Here is a 19,004-nt window from a genome sequence, read left to right on the forward strand (position 1 = left end):
CGCAGTATATTGCCCAACACAAATAGAAATACCCTTGACACCTATATTTCGGACGATGCCACGCAATGAATGACCAGCCTCGCAGCCTAGCCTCTACCCTGTTCTCGGTTGGGCTGCTGCTCATAGCCATGGCGTCGATCCAGTCCGGAGCTTCCCTGGCCAAAAGCATGTTCTCGGTTGTCGGCCCTCAGGGGACGACAACATTACGACTGATTTTTGCCAGTGTGATCATGATGCTGATACTGCGTCCATGGCGGGCCAAACTCACCGCCAGGTCCCTGCGCACCGTCATCGTCTACGGGATGGCGCTGGGCGGCATGAACTTCCTCTTCTATATGTCGCTGCAAACCGTCCCGCTGGGCATCGCGGTTGCACTTGAATTCACCGGCCCACTGGCGGTGGCGATCTACGCCTCGCGTCGCGCGATCGACTTCTTATGGATCGCCCTGGCTGCCGTCGGCTTACTGTTACTGATACCGACGGGAGAAGCGACCGCCGGCATCGATCTGGTAGGTGCGGGTTATGCCTTGGGTGCCGGAGTCTGCTGGGCACTGTACATTTTGTTCGGGCAAAAAGCCGGGGCCGACAATGGCGTGCAAACCGCCGCGCTGGGCGTAATGATCGCTGCGCTCTTCGTAGCCCCCATCGGTATTGTCCATGCCGGTTCCGCTCTGCTGACTCCATCTTTGATCCCTGTGGCCCTCGGCGTCGCCATCTTGTCCACCGCTCTCCCCTACACCCTGGAGATGGTCGCTCTGACCCGTATGCCGGCCAGAACCTTCGGCACACTGATGAGTATCGAGCCTGCCTTCGGCGCGCTATCTGGCTTGCTGTTCCTTCATGAATACCTCTCGTTGTCACAATGGATGGCAATCATGTGCATCATTCTGGCATCTGTCGGTGCAACCATGACCATGAGCTCTGCCACCAGGCCAGCAGTAGCGGCAGATTGAAAGCAGATATGACACGGCTCTGGTATTTGCCGCTCAATTAGGCCATGTTTAGCCCGCACCCCAGAGTCATGCCATGGACCATTTCAGATAGGGATATCGGTACGCGTCAAGCGAAAGCGAATGCAGCCAGACCCGGGCACAAGATCCGGGGACGCTATAAGGACAGTAATGAAACGATTTTTGATACTGGTCGCCGTACTTGCAATTGCGGGCTGCGCAGCGACCTCGGAAACTCAGATCAAGCACGGTAAGAAAGGGCTACACATCAACTGTTCCGGACTGTCTTCATCCTGGGACAAGTGCTACGCCAGCGCAGCCAACTCCTGCGCCCCCAAGGGATACAAGGTCATCGCCAAATCGGGAGATGCCGTGGAAGAGCCCGGCGATTATCCGTTTGGTCTCAATCCTGCGGGTTATACCAGCCGCAGCATGATTGTCATCTGCAAATAGACAGGGCCGTCGCGTCAGGTTCTCGGACTTGCGATCTGACGGCCGATTTCCTCGTAGCTGGACTTCAGCACAGTGCGCTGGATATCAGGGCTAGCCAGCATGCGCGCTACCACCAGCGCGCCAATACATTGCGACAGAATCGCCCACGCCAGGCTGTCGCTTTGCAGAACACCCGCCCAACGTTCCTGAAGCCTACAAATCCAATGCTCGGCCTGTTGACGGACCATCAGGTCGGATCGGGCAATTTCCGCCCCCAATGCCGGCAATGCACAACCGGTCTCCGGATTCTCGACGTGAGACATACTCAGGTACTGTTTCAAACAACGCTCAAGCTTGTCACGGTCCTGTCCCTCCCCCAGTCGCGTCAGGCTTTGCCCCAACTCACGCTCGACGATGCTGGCGAACAGCTCGTCTTTCGACGAGAAATGGCTATAGAAGGCGCCGCCACTCAAGCCAATCGCTTTCATCAGGCCGTCCACGCCGACCGTTGAAAATCCAGACTTCTTGGCCGATACCGCACTGCTTTCCAGCAGCCTTTGCCTGGTTTCCAGCTTGTGACTGGCCGAATAACGCATTGCCCTTCTCCCTAAATTGCTCGCCTTGACGTCTGTCGAATCATAGCATAACGTTCGTTTAGTTAACGATCGTTTACCAAAAGGGATCTACCCATGAATAACAAGAAGGTCGTACTGGTCGTCGGTGCAGGTGATTCCACGGGCGGCGCCATTGCCAAGCGTTTTGCCCAGGAGGGTTTTGTCGCCTGCGTCACCCGCCGCAGTGCGGACAAGCTCCAGCCACTGGTGAATGCCATCAAGGCCGACGGTGGCGAGGCCCACGGTTTCGCCTGCGATGCCCGCAAGGAAGATGATGTGGTAGCACTGGTCGAGCAGATCGAAAGCGAGATCGGTCCCATCGAGGCATTTGTCTTCAACATCGGCGCCAATGTACCGTGCAGCATTCTCGAAGAAACCGCCCGCAAGTATTTCAAGATCTGGGAAATGGCCTGTTTTTCCGGTTTTCTCAATGCCCGTGAAGTGGCCAAACGCATGGCCAAGCGCCAGCGAGGCACGATCCTGTTCACCGGTGCCACTGCAGGCCTGCGTGGAGCAGCCGGGTTCGCCGCATTTGCCGGCGCCAAGCACGGCATTCGAGCACTGGCGCAAAGCATGGCCCGAGAGCTCGGCCCGATGAACATTCACGTTGCCCATGTCGTCGTCGACGGCGCCATCGATACCGACTTCATCCGCGACAGCTTCCCCGAGAAATACGCGACCAAGGATCAGGACGGCATTCTCGACCCCGAACACATCGCCGAGAATTACTGGTACCTGCACAGCCAGCCCCGCGACGCCTGGACTTTCGAACTGGACCTGCGCCCCTGGAGCGAACGCTGGTAAGCCCTCCCCCACAACAATAAGCAGAGCGCATCGAACATGAGCAAAACCGTGGAATTCCTTTTTGACCTGGGCAGCCCCACCACTTACCTGGCCTATACCCAGCTACCGACAATCTGTGAGCAAACCGACAGCCAACTGATCTACATCCCGATCCTGCTCGGCGGCGTGTTCAAGGCCACCGGCAACGCCTCCCCGGCGACCATTCCCGCCAAGGGCCGCCACATGATTCAGGACCTCGACCGTTATGCCCGGCGCTACGGCGTACCACTGAAGTTCAATCCGCATTTCCCGATCAACACCCTGATGCTGATGCGTGCCGTGACCGGCATTCAGTTGCACCACCCCGAGCGTTTTGTCGCCTTCATTGACTGCCTGTTCAACGCCCTGTGGGTCGACGGCCGCAACCTCAATGACCCGGCCACCGTAGCGGCGGTGCTGAGCGACAACGGTTTCGATCCCAACGAGGTGCTGGCACTGACCGCCGACGAAACAGTCAAGGCAACGCTCAAGGACAACACCGAGAAAGCGGTGCAGCGCGGCGTATTCGGCGTACCAAGCATGTTTGTCGATGACCAGCTGTATTTCGGCCAGGATCGACTGGACTTCGTGCTCGAAGCCCTGATTTAAATCTCGACCACCAACCGCCCCTTTGCCTCTCCTGACAAGAGCAGTACATGGGCGGCTTCTGCGGATTCCAGCGTGAACGAGTGCGGGTCAAGCAACGGCGCGAGCTTGCCCGCCTCAATCAACCGCGCCGCCTCGTGCAGAATCTCGCCGTGATGCTCACGCCCCTTGCCGGTCAGGAGCGGCAGCAAAGTGAAGACACCGGAGTATGTCGCTCCCCGAAAGGAAAGCGGTGCCAGGCTGTGCTGACCCCACCCCAGGCAACTGAGCACATGGCCGTGATACATCCGTGCCGCCTTGAATGACGCATCCAGCGTTTCACCCCCCACTGTGTCATAAACAATGTCGAAGCCCTCACCGGCCGTATGCTCAGCCATATAGTCTTCAACCGAAGACTTGCGGTAATCGATAAACGTCGCGCCGAACCCTTCGATAATCGACTGCTGCCCGGCAGAGCCCGTAGCAAAAACTTCTGCGCCAAAAGCGCGGGCGATTTGCACCGCGACATGGCCAACACCACCGGCGCCACCATGGATCAATACCTTTTGCCCGGGCCGAACGCGAGCCCGGTCGACCAGACCTTCCCAAGCGGTGATCAGCACCAGCGGCAAACCGGCAGCCTCACGCATGCTCAAGTTGTGTGGTTTGCGAGCCAACAGTCGCGCGTCGACCACCGCGTACTCGGCCAATGAACCTTGAATACCGCCAATACCAGTGGCCATCGCATACACGTCATCTCCCGGCAGCCAGCCGCTGACGCCCTCCCCCAACGCCGCTACGGTTCCGGCCAGATCCATCCCCACTATCGCCGGCAATGGTTGAGCCGCATGGGTCGCCTGCCCGGAGCGGATTTTGCCGTCCAGCGGATTGACACCGCTGGCCCTGATCCTGACCAGTACCTGCCCCGCCTGCGGCACGGGCCGTGCAATGGAAACCAGACGTAACGGCGCATTGGCCGAGTCAACCATCAGAGCGCGCATATTCAGTAAGTCAGTCATTTCGCCATGTCCCATCAGTAGTGAATGCAGGACTGATTTTGTCTTGCTCAATTCATGCCGATAAGACGCCATGCCGCTATAGTGATCATTCCATTACGGCATCAATGAGCGATCCCGTGGACAAACTCAATGCAATGGCGATTTTCGTGCGGGTGGTCGAACGGGGCAGTTTTTCCGCCGTTGCCCGGGAGTTGCAGACCAGCCAGCCGACCATCAGCAAAGTGTTGCAAGCACTGGAAGCCCGATTGGGCGGAAAGCTGATTACCCGCAGTACCCGCAAGTTGTCCCTGACGGACGAAGGTCAGCGGTACTACAACGAATGCAGACTCATCCTCGCCGCCGTGGACGCGGCGGAACATAGCTTTCAATCCGGTCGGGAAAGGGCCGCCGGACCGTTGAAAATCGGCTCGTCGGTCAGTTTCGGACGCTTGCAGATCGCCCCCCGCTTGCCGGACTTTCTCAAACACTACCCTGACGTACAGATCGACCTGCAACTGAGCGATCAAAACCAGGATCTGGTCAGCGAAGGGCTGGACGTGACGTTCAGGATCGGAGCCCTGAACGACAGTGGCCTGATTGCTCGCCTTGTCGGCAATACCCACCGTGTCACCGTCGCATCACCTGACTACCTCAGGCAAAACGGTCAACCGCAAACACCGGAGGAACTGGGCAGGCACAACTGCCTGATGTTCAACCTGTTGAGCAGTCAAAACCTGTGGGTGTACACAAAAGACACCCAACGCCACGAAGTGCGGATCAAGGGCAATGCGCAGAGCAACAATTCCGAGGCGATCCGCGAAATGGTGCTGGGGGGATTGGGGATTGCACTGTCACCGATATGGCTATTCAGCGAAGACCTGAGCGCCGGCCGGGTGAGCGCGATTTTGCAGGACTACAGTACGTTGTCGCTGCCAATTTATGCCGTATCCCCGGCGAATCGTCGCCAATCCGCAAGGGTCAAAGCCTTTGTCGACTATATGGCTCAGGCGCTGGATAAAGCGCCTGAGCTACACATAAACAAATAGCTATAGCAGCAAACCGATCAGATAGCCGCAGTACGAGTGTTCAGCCACTCAAGTGCAGCACCTTCGACCAACGGACTCAGGCGCTCGCGCACTTCGGTGTGGTAGGCGTTGAACCACTGCTTTTCCTCGTCCGACAGCAGAGAGATTTCCAGGCAGCGCGTATCGATCGGGCACAGGGTCAACGTTTCGAACTTCAGGAACTCGCCGAATTCGCTTTTGCCTGCCTCACGGTTCATCGCCAGGTTTTCGATCCGCACACCCCAACGACCCGGACGATAGGTGCCCGGTTCAATGGACGTGATCATGCCGGGTTGCATAGCGGTTTGCGGTGCAGGTGCGGCCTGATAAGCGATGACTTGCGGACCTTCGTGGACGTTCAGGAAGTAACCGACGCCATGACCGGTGCCGTGACCGTAGTCGACACTTTCCGCCCAGATGGGCGCACGGGCGATGGCATCGAGCAGCGGTGACAGGATGCCTTTCGGGAACTGCGCGCGGGACAATGCAATCACGCCCTTGAGCACACGGGTGCAATCGCGCTTTTGCTCATCGGTCGGCGTGCCCACCGCAACCATGCGCGTGATGTCGGTGGTACCGCCCAGGTACTGGCCGCCGGAGTCGATCAGCAACAGGCCGTCCCCTTCGATCACCGCGTGTTCTTCTTCGGTGGCATGGTAGTGCGGCATCGCGCCATTGGCGTTGAACGCGGCAATGGTGTTGAAACTCAGCGACACATAATCCGGACGGCGCTCACGGGCGGCGGTGAGTTTTTCATCAATAGTCAGTTCGGTAATGCGCTCGCGTCCCAGCGCCGAGTCCAGCCAGGCGAAGAATTCGCACAGCGCTGCGCCGTCCTGCTCCATGGCCTGACGGATGTGTTCGGCATCGGCCAGGCTCTTTTGCGATTTGGCCAGGGTAGTCGGGTTCAGGCCTTCGATCAGCTTCACCCCACTGTCGAGGTTATCCAGCAACCCCGCAGTGACCCGCGCCGGGTCGACCTGCAAGCTCGCGCCGCTCGGCACGGCACGCAGTGCAGCAGCGACTTCGCTGTAATCGCGCAAGGTCACACCGTCCTGTTCGAGGATGGCACGCAGCTCGGCGCTGACTTTGCTCAAGGCGACAAACAGCGTGGCCTGTTGCTGATTGATCAAGGCGAAAGAAACAAACACCGGGTTGAACGACACGTCGCCACCGCGCAGGTTAAACAGCCAGGCGATGTCATCGAGGGTGGCGATGAAATGCCAGTCGGCACCCCGCGCCTGAAGGGTTTCACGCAGTTTGGCAAGTTTTTCGCCACGGCTGACGGTCGCCTGTGGAGGCAAGTGCTGATAGATCGGTTCGTCCGGCAGCCCTGGACGGTCGGTCCAGACGCCGCTCAGCAGGTCGATGTCGGTGCGCAGGCGAGCGCCGCGCTCTTCAAGCCTGGTGCCCAGGGTCCGTGCCGATGCCACCGCCATGACCGCGCCATCGACCGCGACAACGCCCCCCTCGGGGGTTTGCTCGGCCAGCCACTCCAGTGGCCCGGGCTGACCCGGTTGCAGCTTGACCAGTTCAATGCCGCTGCCCTTGAGTTCCTTGGTCGCCTGCTCCCAATAACGGCTGTCGGCCCAGACGCCGGCAAAGTCCGGGGTCACGATCAGGGTGCCGACCGAACCATGGAAACCCGACAACCACTGGCGCCCCTGCCAGTAACCCGGCAAGTATTCGGACAAGTGCGGGTCGGCCGACGGCACCAGCAAGGCGTGAATGCCCTCCCGGCTCATCAGTTCGCGGGTTTGCGCCAGGCGCTGGGGCACCGATCCATTGATCGAAAGCTGCGTATTCATCGTGTCTCCTGCTAACCACGTCATCATTATTGTTGAGTGCCGATCAACGTCGGCGCTTCGTTGCCCTATTGCCAGAAAGCCGGAGCACTGACGCAGGCTGCCTTGATCAGTTGAACCGCCTGGTCGATGTCCTGCTCGGTGGTGAAACGCCCGAGGCTCAAGCGGATGGTGCGACTGGCGGAGCGGGCATCGTGCCCCAGGGCCAGCAGTACATGGGATGGGGTATTGCTCGCGGAATTGCAGGCCGAGGTCGCGGAAAACGCGATCGAGGCCAGCAACGCCGCCGGGTTGAACTCGCCCTCGTCGAAGGTCAGGCTCAAGGTATGGGGAATACGCCGGGTCGGGCTGCCGTTGAGACGTATGCCGGGAATGCTCCGCAATTGCTCGAGCAAGCGTTCACGCAAGCGCACCATGGTAGCTTTCTCTTCATCGAACGCAGCCGCTGCCAGTGCAAAGGCCGCGCCCATGGCCACGATCTGATGGGTCGCCAGCGTGCCGGAGCGTAAACCGCCCTCATGCCCGCCGCCATGGATCTGCGCCTGCAAACGCTGTTGTGCACGCGGACCGACGTACAACGCGCCGATGCCCTTGGGGCCGTAGAGCTTGTGCGCGGAAAACGACATCAGGTCCACCGGCCACTGCGCGAGATCGATCGCCACTTTGCCCGCGCCCTGTGCGGCGTCGACATGGAACAACGCCCCGCGATCACGCACGACCTGACCGATGGCGGGAATGTCGTTCAGGGTGCCCAGTTCGTTGTTGACCAGCATCAGCGACACCAGGAAGGTGTCCTCGCGCATGGCTTCGCTGACCGCTTGCGCCGTGATCAGGCCCTCGGCGTCCGGCACCAGGTAGGTCAGCGCGACTCCGGCCTCCTGCAGTTGCCGGGCGGTATCGAGAATGGCCTTGTGTTCGATCTGGCTGGTGATGATATGGCCGCCGCCAGTGCCGCGGGCCTGGGTCACGCCTTTGAGCGCGAGATTGTTGGATTCGGTGGCGCCGGAGGTCCAGACGATCTGCCCGGGCGTCGCGCCGACCAGTTCGGCGACCTGGCGTCGCGCCTGTTCGACCGATTGCCGGGCCTGCTGGCCGAAGACGTGGGAGCTGGAGGCCGGGTTGCCGAAATTGCCGGTAAAACCCAGACACTCGACCATCACCTTGATGACCCGCTCATCCACCGGCGTGGTGGCGGCGTAATCGAAATACAACGGACGTTTATTCATAAAAGACTCGCAGAGCGTGTTCCGGGATCAGGAAGCTCGTGACTGCAAACGGCAAAGCGCAGCCTTGTGAGCTGCGCGCTGTTTTCAGAACGCTACCAATACCTGATCGGATGCCGTTAAAGAAGAATTACTTCATTTAATAGTGCGTAGGAACGCTCCTGAAAAGTCAGCTTAACAGGCATCGGGCAACCGGTTGAAGCAATGCGTCAGCTAAAGCTTTCAAGCAACAGCGGATACAGCGAACCCACGAGCAGCGCGGCCATGCCCCAATTGAACAGGCGCAACCAGCGACGATCCTTCAGAACATTGCGCAACAGCGTGCCGCACGCGGCCCAGACACCGACACTCGGCAGGTTGATGATCGCAAAGACGGCCGCGATCACGATCACATTCGTGAAATAACCCTGCATCGGTGTGTAGGTGCTGATGGCGCCAATGGCCATGATCCAGGCCTTGGGATTGACCCACTGGAACGCGGCGGCGCCCAAATAGCTGATCGGTTTCGCCTCGCCCTGCTGACTCTCCGACATGGGCCCGGAATGGGCGATTTTCCACGCCAGATACAGCAAATACGCCGCCCCCACATAACGCAGAACGGTGTAGAGCAAAGGGTAAGTCTGGAACACCGCGCCTAGGCCAAAACCGACCGCCACCACCAGTACAAAGAAGCCACAGGTGATGCCGAGCATGTGCGGAATGGTGCGGTTAAAGCCGAAGTTCACCCCCGATGCCAGCAACATGGTGTTGTTCGGGCCGGGCGTGATCGAGGTGACGAGGGCAAACAGGGCGAAGCCCAGCAGCAGGTCGAGAGAGAGCGTCATGGGTGGCAGTCCGTCAGGGTCGGTCAGGTGTTGACCCTATCGCACACCCTCGGCGAAACCCATGGACAGTTACGCAAAACTTGAAGCAGTACAGTTTCGCCTCAGCTTGGACGACCGTGAAGCTGTACAGACCGCCCGGCGTTCATTTCACCCTGGTTGTCGAAGTTGAACGACTTTTGCGGCTGGCCGAGCAGTTCGGCTTTTTTCGCGTGGTATTCGTCGAAGGACAACCCACGGCGGTTCAGCGCCTCCAGGGCAAGTTCCTTGCTTTCTTCAGCCGTGTAAGGCCGAAGCTCAGGGGAAACATGGCTGGCACATCCGGCGAGTACGGAGACGGCGAGCATCAGCAAAGCAGCAATCATCGGTTTCATTTCTGGCGTCCTGGCGACTGGGTTCGAAGCAATGAACACAGGCTACCCGCGCCTCCCGGACAGCAGAAATCAACGCTTTTAATAGTGGCTATCAAGAAATGGCGATCATTGTCGATGTGCCGGGAGAACGCGGGCCGGGCGCGCACTGGTTGGAGCCGACTTGATGGCAATTGTGTGGCGCTGCTGCTCGTCGGGCACTCGGTGGGTGCGAAAGAGGCTGGCCTATATTTATTCGGTCGTACAACGGCACAGGTACTTTCCATTCACAAAACAACAACAGGGAGATCCATCATGAGCGTCAAACCCATTCCAGAGGGATATCACAGCGTCACCCCCTATCTGGGCATCAACAAAGCCGCCGATGCCATCGCTTTCTACAAAAAAGCCTTCGGCGCCATTGAAATCATGCGCCTGGACACGCCCGATGGCGGTGTCGGCCACGCGGAACTGCGCATCGGCGATTGCCCGATCATGTTGGGCACACCGTGCGATCAGGGGCCGCTGAGCAACCCGGACAATTCGCCGTCCGTGGGTCTGCATTTGTATGTGACAGATGTCGACAAGTCCTACAAACAGGCGATCGATGCCGGTGCAACCGTTGTATCGGAGGTCAAGGATCAGTTTTACGGCGACCGTTCAGGGACCTTGAAGGATCCCTACGGGCACCTGTGGTTCCTGGCCACGCACAAGGAAGACCTGACCCAGGAGCAGATCGAGCAACGGGCCAAGGAGATGTTCGCCCAGGGTTGAAATCCCTGGTGATGGAGCGGGCCTCTTCGCGAGCAGGCTCGCTCCCACAAGGGCCCCGCCTTCTGCAGCACCGCCGACTTGCTGATCACTTGCGCAAGCAAGCCCGCCCACAGCCGTCGGCAATGAGAAACATTTTCTTTCATTTCCCCTTTCGGGATTTCCCCTGCTCATCCGTCCTACATAGATGCAGTCCTTTCGCGTAGGCAAAAGCCACGACTGGACCTTCAGGGCGCTCATCCCTGCGAAGCCCGCAGCCGAGCCGCCTCTCATCCAGCCAAGACCTCCAACATGTCAAAGAAGTCCCGTTCAAAGATCTGGTTCCTGGTCCATAGCTGGCTGGCATTGCCGATCTGGTTTTTCGTGCTGATCGTCTGTGTAACCGGCACCCTGGCCGTCATCAGCCAGGAGATCGTCTGGCTGGCCAACCCGCCAATGCGCGCCAGCCAACCCTCGGACGATGCTCCGCTGCTCAGCTACCAGCAGGTCATCGAGGCCATCAACAAGGCCGAACCGCAGACCGTAGTGCAGAGCATCAGCCGCCCCGACGAGTCGCACTTCGCCCTGGATGTCGAAGTCAGCTACCCCGACGGGCGCTCGGTGGTGATTTATGTCAATCCGTACAGCGGCGTGATCCAGGGTGTCGCGCCGCAGTTCAACTTCCGCGCCTTCACCCGGGCGCTGCACGGCTGGTGGCTGGTGCCTTTTACCAATGGCTACAGTTGGGGCTGGTACCTGGTGTCGTTTCTTGGCCTGCCGTTGCTGGCTTCGCTGGTCACGGGACTGGTGGTCTACAAACGCTTCTGGAAAGGCTTCTTCCGTCCGACCCTGCGCATTCGTCATGGCGCGCGAATTTTCTGGGGCGACTTTCATCGCTTGAGCGGCATCTGGTCGATCTGGTTCATCGCGGTGATTTCCGTCACCGGCACCTGGTTCCTGATCCAGGCATTGCTGTTCGATAACCAGATTTCCATTTCCACGGAAAAGATCATCCCGGCGATGTCCCGCGAAGCGGTGCCGCTGTCAGCCGATGGCTCGCCCCCGCCGCGTATCGACCTTGACCGCGCGGTTGAAATCGCCACACAGAAAATTTCCGGACTGGAGGCCAGTTTCGTCAGCCTCCCGGGCAATGCCTACAGCCACCTGGATGTCGGTGGGCGCGGTTGGTATCCGTTGATGTTCCAGACCGCCACGATCAACCCGTACAACGGCGAAATCGCCGCCTCGCGCCTGATTTCGGACCGCTCGGCCCTGGAGTTCGTCACCGAGTCCATGCGCCCGCTGCACACCGGCGACTTCGGCGGACTGTGGATCAAGCTGATCTGGGCATTCTTCGGCCTGCTGCTGAGCATGATGGTGCTCAGCGGTCTGCTGATCTGGACCAGGCGCACGGCGCTGGCCACGGCCAATGCCTTCAAACGCAGCAACAAAAAACAACGCGACACCGCGGCGCAACCGGCCACGAACCACGAAGTGTCGGAGGTCGAACTGTGAGCAAAGACATTGCAGCCCCGCAACCTTCGCGCCTGAGCCTGTTCTGGCACAAATGGCGCTTTCACCTGAACGTCCTGTTGTTGCTGGTTCCACTCGGCTTCATGCCCAAGTACTTCGCCGACGAGGCATTGATGCGCGGCGACAGCGGCCTTGGCGAACGGGAAGTCGGCGAAGTCCGGATCGGCCCCTGGAGCTTGCGCCTGGCTGAATTGCGCAATTCAGCCCCGATGCTCGAAGGCCCAGCCGGCTACATGAAGGGTTTCAACGCAGCACTGTGCGAGGCCTGTATCGACCAGGTCAAGGCCACTTACCTGCGCATCGGCAAGCCCCGCAGCCTGCGCGCCGCCGGGGTGATTTTCTTCGGCACGCCCTACCGCATGGGCGCTTCGCTGCCCGTCCCGGAAAAGACCAGGGCCGACGCCGAACTGTGGATCACCATGGAAGGCTGGGACGGCGCCATGCATCAGGCATCCATTCCTTTGAGCCAGGCCTCCCCCGCCACCATCGCCTGGTTGAACAAACAAGGAGGCAAACCATGATCAACCCTCTTCGCCCGCTCAACGCCATGTTGCTGGTGCTCTGCGCCGGCTTCAGCGCCAGCACCCTGGCCCACAACCCGATGTGCGAGTGCAAGGCCATCGACGCGGAGCAGATCAAGTGCACCGGCGGTTTTTCCGACGGCAGCGGTGCTCCGGGTGTGACCCTCGATGTGATCGGCTACGACGAAACCATTCTGGTGCCGGGCAAGCTCGGGCCTGATTCGACCCTGACCTTCAAGAAGCCCGGCGCCGAATTCTATGTGCTGTTCGATGCCGGCCCCGGTCACGTCGTGGAAATCGACCAAGCGGACATCGAGGCACCATGAGCACTCCAACGACCCAAGTCGTGCGCCCGGCCGGGGCCGGTCACGAAACCCTCTACGTTCTGTTGCTGTGCCTGATGATCCTGGCGGTGGCCGGCTCGGTGGTGCTCTGGCGCGGCGAACCCCATGAGGTAAGCAGTGTCAGCAGCCATCAACTGGATGCGCGCCGTGACCTCAGTCCATCCGAGCAAGGTATCTACGCCGATCTGCGGGTGACGCTGGACGAGATCCAGCTGCTGCGCCAGGAGCAGCAAACGTTGCCGACACCCGAAGTGCTGGCCGAGGAAGGGTTTGCCCCGTTTGCCCGGGACGCCAGCGCCGTCAGTCGGGGCGGCCATGCCTGGCAATTGCTCGACGCCAAGGCCTATTTCGGCCAGAGCCAGGCGCCGACGGTCGCCGGCTCATTCCTGATGCGCCTGGCCGCAGCCAATGATGCACCGGACATCTGGCTCAACCGCGCCAGCAAGCTCACGGCACCAGCCGACCTAAGCGACGCCGCGCTCGAAAGCGCTGGCTGGCAGCAAATCGTCGCGCAATTCGATGCCGGCGTGACCCGCCAGCACCAGCACTGAACCCTCGCCTTTTTCCGAGAGAAGACCGCTTTCCCATGCCCAATTCATCTCACCGTTGTTTTTTACGCCTGCTGCTGGTCGGCTTGCTCGCCTGCCTGCTGCCCTCACTGGCCAGCGCTGATGAAGCCAAGCGTCTGCGCATCGGCATCACCCTGCATCCCTACTACAGCTACGTGGCGAACATCGTCGGCGACAAGGCCGAAGTGGTGCCGCTGATTCCGGCCGGTTTCAACCCGCATGCCTACGAGCCCCGCGCCGAAGACATCAAGCGCATCAGCGGGCTGGACGTGATCGTGCTCAACGGCGTAGGTCATGACGATTTCGCCGACCGCATGATCGCCGCCAGCGAAACCCCAAAGGTCCCGGTGATCGAAGCCAACGAAAACGTACCGCTGCTGGCCGCCACCGGCGTGGCCGCTCGCGGTGCCGGCAAAGTGGTGAACCCGCACACCTTCCTGTCGATCAGCGCCTCGATTGCCCAGGTCAACAACATCGCCCGGGAGCTGGGCAAGCTCGATCCGGTCAATGCCAAGACCTATACCGAAAATGCCCGCGCCTACGGCAAGCGCTTGCGCAAGATGCGCGCCGACGCCCTGGCCAAACTGACCCAGGCACCGAGCGCCGAACTGCGGGTGGCCACGGTGCACGCGGCCTACGACTACCTGCTGCGTGAGTTCGGCCTCGAAGTGACAGCTGTGGTCGAGCCGGCCCACGGTATCGAGCCAAGCCCGAGCCAGCTGAAAAAAACCATCGATCAACTGCGTGAGCTGGACGTAAAGGTGATCTTCTCGGAGATGGACTTCCCTTCCACTTACGTCGACACCATCCAGCGTGAATCCGGGGTGAAGCTGTATCCGCTGTCGCACATCTCCTACGGTGAATACAGCGCCGACAAGTACGAAAAGGAAATGACCGGCAACCTCGACACCGTGGTGCGGGCGATTCAGGAGTCCGGCCAATGACATCGAAAGAAACCATTCTGGCCGATGCAGAATCCCCGGTAGGAGCGAGCCTGCTCGCGAAGGCGTCCGGCCATGCAACATCATCATTGAATGACACACCGCAATCGCGAGCAAGCTCGCTCCCACAGGTTCTCGGACCGACCGTGGATTTTGCTGACGTCTGCCTGACCCTTGGCCGCACGACGATCCTCGACCAGGTGACCTTCAAGGTCCGCCCCGGCAGCGTGCACGCACTGGTCGGCCCCAACGGCGGCGGCAAGAGTTCGCTGATCAAGACCCTGCTCGGGCAGATGCCCCACCAGGGCCGCTTGAGCCTGCAATGGCCCGCTGAACCGGGGACCATCGGCTATGTGCCACAGGCGCTGGAGTTCGACCGGGGCTTGCCGATGACCGTCGACGATTTCATGGCCGCCATGTGCCAGCGTCGCCCGGCCTTTCTCGGCTTGAGCAAACACTACGCGGCGGCGATTGGCGAGGCGCTGGAGCGGGTCGGCATGCAGGACAAACGCAAGCGCCGCATGGGCGCGCTGTCCGGCGGCGAACGGCAACGGGTGTTGCTGGCCCAGGGGCTGATTCCGCCTCCGCAATTGCTGGTGCTCGACGAACCCATGTCGGCCCTCGATGAGGCCGGCATCCGGGTGTTCGAACGTTTGCTCGGCGACTGGCGAGCGGCGGGCATCACCGTGCTGTGGATTGAGCACGACCTGGAAGCGGTCGGGCGCCTGGCCGATCACGTCACCGGGCTCAATCGCCGGGTGCTGTTCGACGCCACGCCGCAACAGGCGCTGACACCAGAGCGTCTGTTGACCCTGTTCTCGACCCACCCACGGAGCCTTGCCTGATGAGTTACGAAGCTTTTCGCCTGATGGTCCAGGGCTGGGCGTCGTCGGGTTATCTGCCCGAGGCGCTGGCCTATGGGTTCGTGGTCAACGCCTTGATCGCCGGGCTGCTGATCGGCCCGGTGCTGGGAGGCCTGGGCACGCTGGTGGTGGTCAAGCGCTTCGCGTTTTTCTCCGAGGCAGTCGGTCACGCTGCGCTGACCGGCGTGGCCATCGGCATCCTGCTCGGCGAACCCTACACCGGGCCTTACGGCAGCCTGTTCGGCTACTGCCTGCTGTTCGGCATCCTGCTCAATTACCTGCGCAACCGCACCGGCCTGGCGCCAGACACCTTGATCGGTGTGTTTCTCTCGGTGTCGCTCGCCCTGGGCGCGAGCCTGCTGCTGATTCTGGCGGGCAAGATCAACGTGCACATTCTGGAAAACGTACTGTTCGGTTCGGTGCTGACGGTCAACGGCAATGACCTGCTGGTGCTGGCCATCGTCGGTTCGCTGGTCATGGCCCTGGCCTTGCCGTTGTACAACCGCATCATGCTCGCCAGTTTCAATCCGCAGCTGGCGGCGGTACGCGGGGTGGCGGTGAAAACCCTGGATTATCTGTTCGTGATTCTGGTGACGCTGATCACCGTCGCCGCCGTGAAGGTCATCGGCGCGATTCTGGTGGGCGCCCTGCTGGTGATTCCGGCCGCCGCGGCACGCCTGCTCAGCCAATCGCTGAAGGGCTTTTTCTGGTGTTCGGTGCTGATCGCCACGGTCAGCACGCTGTGCGGGATTCTCGCGCCGATCGTCTTTGACCTGCCGATCCCTTCCGGTGCCGCGATCATCCTCGTGGCCGGTATCGCCTTCGCCCTGGCCGCCCTCGCGCGCGGCGTCGTCCCCAGCCTGAAAGGGAACCTTGGATAAATGACTTTTTCACTGCGCCAACTGACCCTCGCCGTCGCCCTGTGTGGACTGGCGACAACGACCAGCGCCGCCGACAACGGTAAACCGCTGCGCGTGCTGGCCTCCTTGCCGATTACCTATGGCCTGGGCGAAGCCTTGCTCAAGGGCACCGATGTCAGCCTCGAACGCGCGGCCCCGGCCAACCTGCCCGGCAGCCGCCAGACCGCCTACTTCACCGGCCGTGGCGCCCCGGCACTGGCCGGGCTGGCGGACGATGCCGATGCGGTGATCGGCCTGCGTTCACTGTGGCCGGATGACCCGCTGTACCCGGTCTCCCGGCGCAGCAATATCCGCATCGTCGAAGTCGACGCCGCCCGCCCGGTGGACGGCGCCCTGCCCGGCATAGCCGTACAGCCCGACAACAAGGTCGACGGGCTGAACAGTCAGCCGTGGTTCTCCAGCAATAACATGGGACGCATGGCCGATGTGATGGCGGCGGACCTGGTACGCCTGGCTCCCGAGGCCAAGCCGAAAATCGACGCCAACCTGGCAGCGCTCAAGCAGCGTTTGCTCAAGCTCAGTGCCGACAGCGAAGCGCGGCTGGCCAATGCGGACAACTTGAGTGTGATGAGCCTCAGCGATCACTTCAGCTACCTGATCGGCAGTCTCAATCTGGAATTGATCGGCCAGGACGCACGCGCCGATGCCGAGTGGACACCCGAAGCGCTCACGCAATTGGCCACGACGCTCAAGGACAATGACGTGGCGGTGGTGCTGCATCACCGGCAGCCGTCGGATGCACTCAAAGCGGTGATTGCCGGGTCGGGTAGCCGGTTGGTGGTGTTGAGCACCGATGCCGAGGATCCGGTGGCGGAGCTTGAGGGGAATGTGGATTTGCTGATCAAGGGTTTGAGCGGCGTTTAAGGTCAGTACGACCGCGTTATCGTTCATCGCGAGCAAGCTCGCTCCCACAGGATTTGTGCCATGCCGCAGATCACTGTGGGAGCGAGCTTGCTCGCGATAGCGGCCTGATAGGCGACACAAGACTCCAGACCTGAAAAAGCCCGCTGACTGTCACCAGTCCAGCGGGCTTCTTTTTGCATGACGGTTCAGTGCGCCACAGCCGCCTGCTCGTCCATTTTCTGCCGCAGGCTCAACGGACGCATGTCGGTCCAGGTCTCTTCAATGTAAGCCAGGCATTCCTTTTTCAGCCCGCCTTTGCCTACTGTGCGCCAGCCTTGTGGCACGGCTTTGTAGTCGGGCCAGATCGAGTATTGCTCTTCGTGGTTGACCACGACCTGAAAGAGGATGTCCTCACGGTCGAATACTGACGTCATGCTGTCTCTCCATCGTTTTCGGGCGGGCTGCGCCGTGTGCGCAGCCGTTATGTAGAAAGAACGTTCCGCCGGGCGGGAAATTTAGGGATTGGCAGTGGCGGCGACCAGGGCCCGACCGAAGATTTCGGCCACGCGATCGATCTGCGCAGCAGTAATCACCAGCGGCGGCAGGAAGCGCACCACCGCGCCATGGCGGCCACCGAGTTCCAGGATCAAGCCACGCTTGAGGCATTCGCGCTGCACCAGGGGTGCCAGGCGGGCGAAGGCCGGCGGATGGCCTTGGGCATCCAGAGCGCCCGTCGGGTCGACCAGTTCGACGCCAAGCATCAAGCCACGCCCGCGAATGTCACCCAGTTGCGGGAAGTCCCGCTGCAGGATGCGCAGGTGCTCGGCCAGGCGCTCGCCCATCGCGGCGGCATGCTCGCAGACCTTGTGATCGACCAGATAACGCATCACCGCGGAGCCGGCGGCCATGGCCATCTGGTTACCTCGGAATGTCCCGGCATGGGCGCCCGGCAGCCAGGTGTCGAGCCAGTCGCGATAGACCACCACCGCCAGCGGCAGGCTGCCGCCGATGGCCTTGGACAGCACCACGACATCGGGAATGATCCCGGCGTGCTCGAAGGCGAACATCTTGCCGGTGCGGGCGAAGCCACTCTGGATTTCATCGACGATCAGCGCGACACCCGCCTGTTCGGTGATCCGCCGCAGACCGCGCAGCCAGTCCAGATCCGCCGGGATCACCCCGCCCTCGCCCTGCACCACTTCCACGATCACTGCCGCCGGCAATTGCACGCCAGCCTCGGGATCGTTGAGCAGGTTTTCCAGGTAACTCAGGTTGGCCTTGACCCCTTGCACGCCGCCAAGCCCGAACGGGCAGCGGTAATCGTAAGGGTACGGCATGAACTGCACGCCACTGCCGAGCAAGGCGCCCAGAGGCTTTTTCGGCCCCAGGCTGCCCATCAGACTCAACGCGCCCTGACTCATGCCGTGGTAACCACCCTGGAACGACAGCACGGTGCTGCGCCCAGTGGCGGTACGCACCAGTTTCAGTGCCGCTTCCACGGCGTCGGTACCGGTCGGGCCGCAGAACTGGATCTTCGCTTCAGCGGCCAGGGCTGGTGGCAGCAAGCCGAACAAGTCCTGGACGAACCGGTCCTTGACCGGCGTGGTCAGGTCGAGGGTATGCAGCGGCAGTTCATCGCTCAGCACTTGCTGGATGGCTTCGATCACCACCGGGTGGTTGTGCCCCAGGGCCAGGGTTCCGGCTCCGGCCAGGCAATCGATGAAGGTTCGGCCTTCGACATCCTCGACGTAGATGCCCTTGGCGCGCTTGAGTGCCAAGGGGATGCGTCGTGGATAGCTGCGGGCGTTGGATTCCTGCCGGCTCTGACGGGCCAGCAGCGGCGATTCGTTGAATTGATAAAGCGTCTCGGCGGACGTCGCCGGCTGCTCTTCGATAAGGCTGGTAGCGACTGACATCTCTCGACCCCTCAATACGCTGTGGATAGTGACCAAAACTGCACACCGGGCAGGTGCGCGCTCCGGTCACGGGGCGCACTTGTCAGGTTTTCCTGCTTTGGAAACGCATCAGCGAGGCGGGGATTTAGACTTTCAATCCG

The 19,004-nt window shown here is 61.0% G+C and carries 22 protein-coding genes; 14 read left to right on the forward strand and 8 right to left on the reverse strand.

The genetic code is table 11. The features are described 5' to 3' along the window. Positions 1-65: 65 nt before the first annotated feature. Entirely contained in the window at positions 66-953 is an 888-nt protein-coding gene (gene rhtA, locus AB4O40_RS08915; protein ID WP_056727035.1) for a threonine/homoserine exporter RhtA, read from the forward strand. Positions 954-1,121: 168 nt separating this feature from the next. Next, a complete protein-coding gene (locus AB4O40_RS08920; protein ID WP_008054256.1) occupies positions 1,122-1,403 on the forward strand; it encodes a hypothetical protein in 282 nt (93 codons plus the stop codon). Between the two features lie 14 nt (positions 1,404-1,417). Here the strand turns inward: AB4O40_RS08920 and AB4O40_RS08925 are convergent, their stop codons facing one another. Next, entirely contained in the window at positions 1,418-1,978 is a 561-nt protein-coding gene (locus AB4O40_RS08925) for a TetR/AcrR family transcriptional regulator (RefSeq protein WP_223541664.1), read from the reverse strand. Positions 1,979-2,071: 93 nt separating this feature from the next. Here AB4O40_RS08925 and AB4O40_RS08930 point away from each other — a divergent pair, with 93 nt between their 5' ends. Together AB4O40_RS08930 and AB4O40_RS08935 are read left to right on the forward strand one after the other, a co-directional pair. Further along, complete coding sequence (locus tag AB4O40_RS08930) at positions 2,072-2,800, forward strand: SDR family oxidoreductase (protein ID WP_056727037.1); 729 nt, start codon at positions 2,072-2,074, stop codon at positions 2,798-2,800. 36 nt (positions 2,801-2,836) lie between these two features. Continuing rightward, entirely contained in the window at positions 2,837-3,427 is a 591-nt protein-coding gene (locus AB4O40_RS08935) for a 2-hydroxychromene-2-carboxylate isomerase (protein WP_056727038.1), read from the forward strand. On the opposite strand, the gene AB4O40_RS08940 is transcribed toward AB4O40_RS08935, so the two are convergent. Further along, the gene (locus AB4O40_RS08940; RefSeq protein WP_056727433.1) at positions 3,424-4,422 is read right to left on the reverse strand and encodes a zinc-dependent alcohol dehydrogenase family protein; all 999 of its coding nucleotides are present in this window, start codon (positions 4,420-4,422) and stop codon (positions 3,424-3,426) included. The two genes, AB4O40_RS08935 and AB4O40_RS08940, sit on opposite strands and share 4 nt — an antisense overlap. A gap of 104 nt (positions 4,423-4,526) precedes the next feature. On the opposite strand from AB4O40_RS08940, the gene AB4O40_RS08945 reads away from it, so the two are divergent. Further along, positions 4,527-5,447: a LysR family transcriptional regulator gene (locus tag AB4O40_RS08945; protein ID WP_460054912.1), complete on the forward strand. Its 921-nt coding sequence runs from the start codon at positions 4,527-4,529 to the stop codon at positions 5,445-5,447. Positions 5,448-5,464: 17 nt separating this feature from the next. Here the strand turns inward: AB4O40_RS08945 and AB4O40_RS08950 are convergent, their stop codons facing one another. The 4 genes from AB4O40_RS08950 to AB4O40_RS08965 all read right to left on the reverse strand — a co-directional run bounded on the left by AB4O40_RS08950 (position 5,465) and on the right by AB4O40_RS08965 (position 9,688). Continuing rightward, complete coding sequence (locus AB4O40_RS08950; RefSeq protein ID WP_460054909.1) at positions 5,465-7,273, reverse strand: aminopeptidase P family protein; 1,809 nt, start codon at positions 7,271-7,273, stop codon at positions 5,465-5,467. Positions 7,274-7,338: 65 nt separating this feature from the next. Further along, on the reverse strand, positions 7,339-8,496 hold the full coding sequence (locus AB4O40_RS08955) for a cysteine desulfurase family protein (protein ID WP_223541668.1): 1,158 nt from the start codon (positions 8,494-8,496) through the stop codon (positions 7,339-7,341). Positions 8,497-8,702: 206 nt separating this feature from the next. After that, on the reverse strand, positions 8,703-9,317 hold the full coding sequence (locus AB4O40_RS08960) for a LysE family translocator (RefSeq protein ID WP_007993943.1): 615 nt from the start codon (positions 9,315-9,317) through the stop codon (positions 8,703-8,705). A gap of 101 nt (positions 9,318-9,418) precedes the next feature. Then, a complete protein-coding gene (locus AB4O40_RS08965; RefSeq protein ID WP_056727042.1) occupies positions 9,419-9,688 on the reverse strand; it encodes a hypothetical protein in 270 nt (89 codons plus the stop codon). Between the two features lie 291 nt (positions 9,689-9,979). Here AB4O40_RS08965 and AB4O40_RS08970 point away from each other — a divergent pair, with 291 nt between their 5' ends. The 9 genes from AB4O40_RS08970 (at position 9,980) to AB4O40_RS09010 (ending at position 16,969) form a co-directional block, all read left to right on the forward strand. Continuing rightward, entirely contained in the window at positions 9,980-10,438 is a 459-nt protein-coding gene (locus tag AB4O40_RS08970; RefSeq protein WP_460054904.1) for a VOC family protein, read from the forward strand. Between the two features lie 288 nt (positions 10,439-10,726). After that, on the forward strand, positions 10,727-11,929 hold the full coding sequence (locus AB4O40_RS08975; RefSeq protein ID WP_223541670.1) for a PepSY-associated TM helix domain-containing protein: 1,203 nt from the start codon (positions 10,727-10,729) through the stop codon (positions 11,927-11,929). Beyond that, a complete protein-coding gene (locus AB4O40_RS08980) occupies positions 11,926-12,468 on the forward strand; it encodes a thiamine pyrophosphate-binding protein (RefSeq protein WP_460054902.1) in 543 nt (180 codons plus the stop codon). The genes AB4O40_RS08975 and AB4O40_RS08980 overlap by 4 nt, the downstream gene beginning before the upstream one ends. After that, the gene (locus tag AB4O40_RS08985) at positions 12,465-12,794 is read left to right on the forward strand and encodes a hypothetical protein (RefSeq protein WP_460054899.1); all 330 of its coding nucleotides are present in this window, start codon (positions 12,465-12,467) and stop codon (positions 12,792-12,794) included. The genes AB4O40_RS08980 and AB4O40_RS08985 overlap by 4 nt, the downstream gene beginning before the upstream one ends. Next, on the forward strand, positions 12,791-13,363 hold the full coding sequence (locus AB4O40_RS08990; RefSeq protein WP_223541672.1) for a DUF6162 family protein: 573 nt from the start codon (positions 12,791-12,793) through the stop codon (positions 13,361-13,363). Before AB4O40_RS08985 ends, AB4O40_RS08990 begins: the two co-directional genes overlap by 4 nt. Before the next feature lie 35 nt (positions 13,364-13,398). Beyond that, the gene (locus AB4O40_RS08995; RefSeq protein ID WP_223541673.1) at positions 13,399-14,325 is read left to right on the forward strand and encodes a metal ABC transporter substrate-binding protein; all 927 of its coding nucleotides are present in this window, start codon (positions 13,399-13,401) and stop codon (positions 14,323-14,325) included. Beyond that, on the forward strand, positions 14,322-15,167 hold the full coding sequence (locus AB4O40_RS09000) for a metal ABC transporter ATP-binding protein (protein WP_056727049.1): 846 nt from the start codon (positions 14,322-14,324) through the stop codon (positions 15,165-15,167). Before AB4O40_RS08995 ends, AB4O40_RS09000 begins: the two co-directional genes overlap by 4 nt. Continuing rightward, on the forward strand, positions 15,167-16,066 hold the full coding sequence (locus tag AB4O40_RS09005) for a metal ABC transporter permease (protein ID WP_056727050.1): 900 nt from the start codon (positions 15,167-15,169) through the stop codon (positions 16,064-16,066). The genes AB4O40_RS09000 and AB4O40_RS09005 overlap by 1 nt, the downstream gene beginning before the upstream one ends. Next, entirely contained in the window at positions 16,067-16,969 is a 903-nt protein-coding gene (locus tag AB4O40_RS09010) for a metal ABC transporter substrate-binding protein (RefSeq protein ID WP_460054894.1), read from the forward strand. A 185-nt stretch (positions 16,970-17,154) separates the two neighbouring features. On the opposite strand, the gene AB4O40_RS09015 is transcribed toward AB4O40_RS09010, so the two are convergent. Further along, positions 17,155-17,382 carry an MbtH family protein gene (locus AB4O40_RS09015; protein WP_056727052.1) on the reverse strand — a complete coding sequence of 76 codons (228 nt, stop codon included), beginning with the start codon at positions 17,380-17,382 and terminating at the stop codon, positions 17,155-17,157. An 81-nt stretch (positions 17,383-17,463) separates the two neighbouring features. After that, positions 17,464-18,864, reverse strand: a complete 1,401-nt coding sequence (locus tag AB4O40_RS09020) for an aspartate aminotransferase family protein (RefSeq protein WP_409079365.1) — start codon at positions 18,862-18,864, stop codon at positions 17,464-17,466. Positions 18,865-19,004: the final 140 nt, after the last annotated feature.

Source organism: Pseudomonas sp. S2_F07, assembly GCF_054668325.1.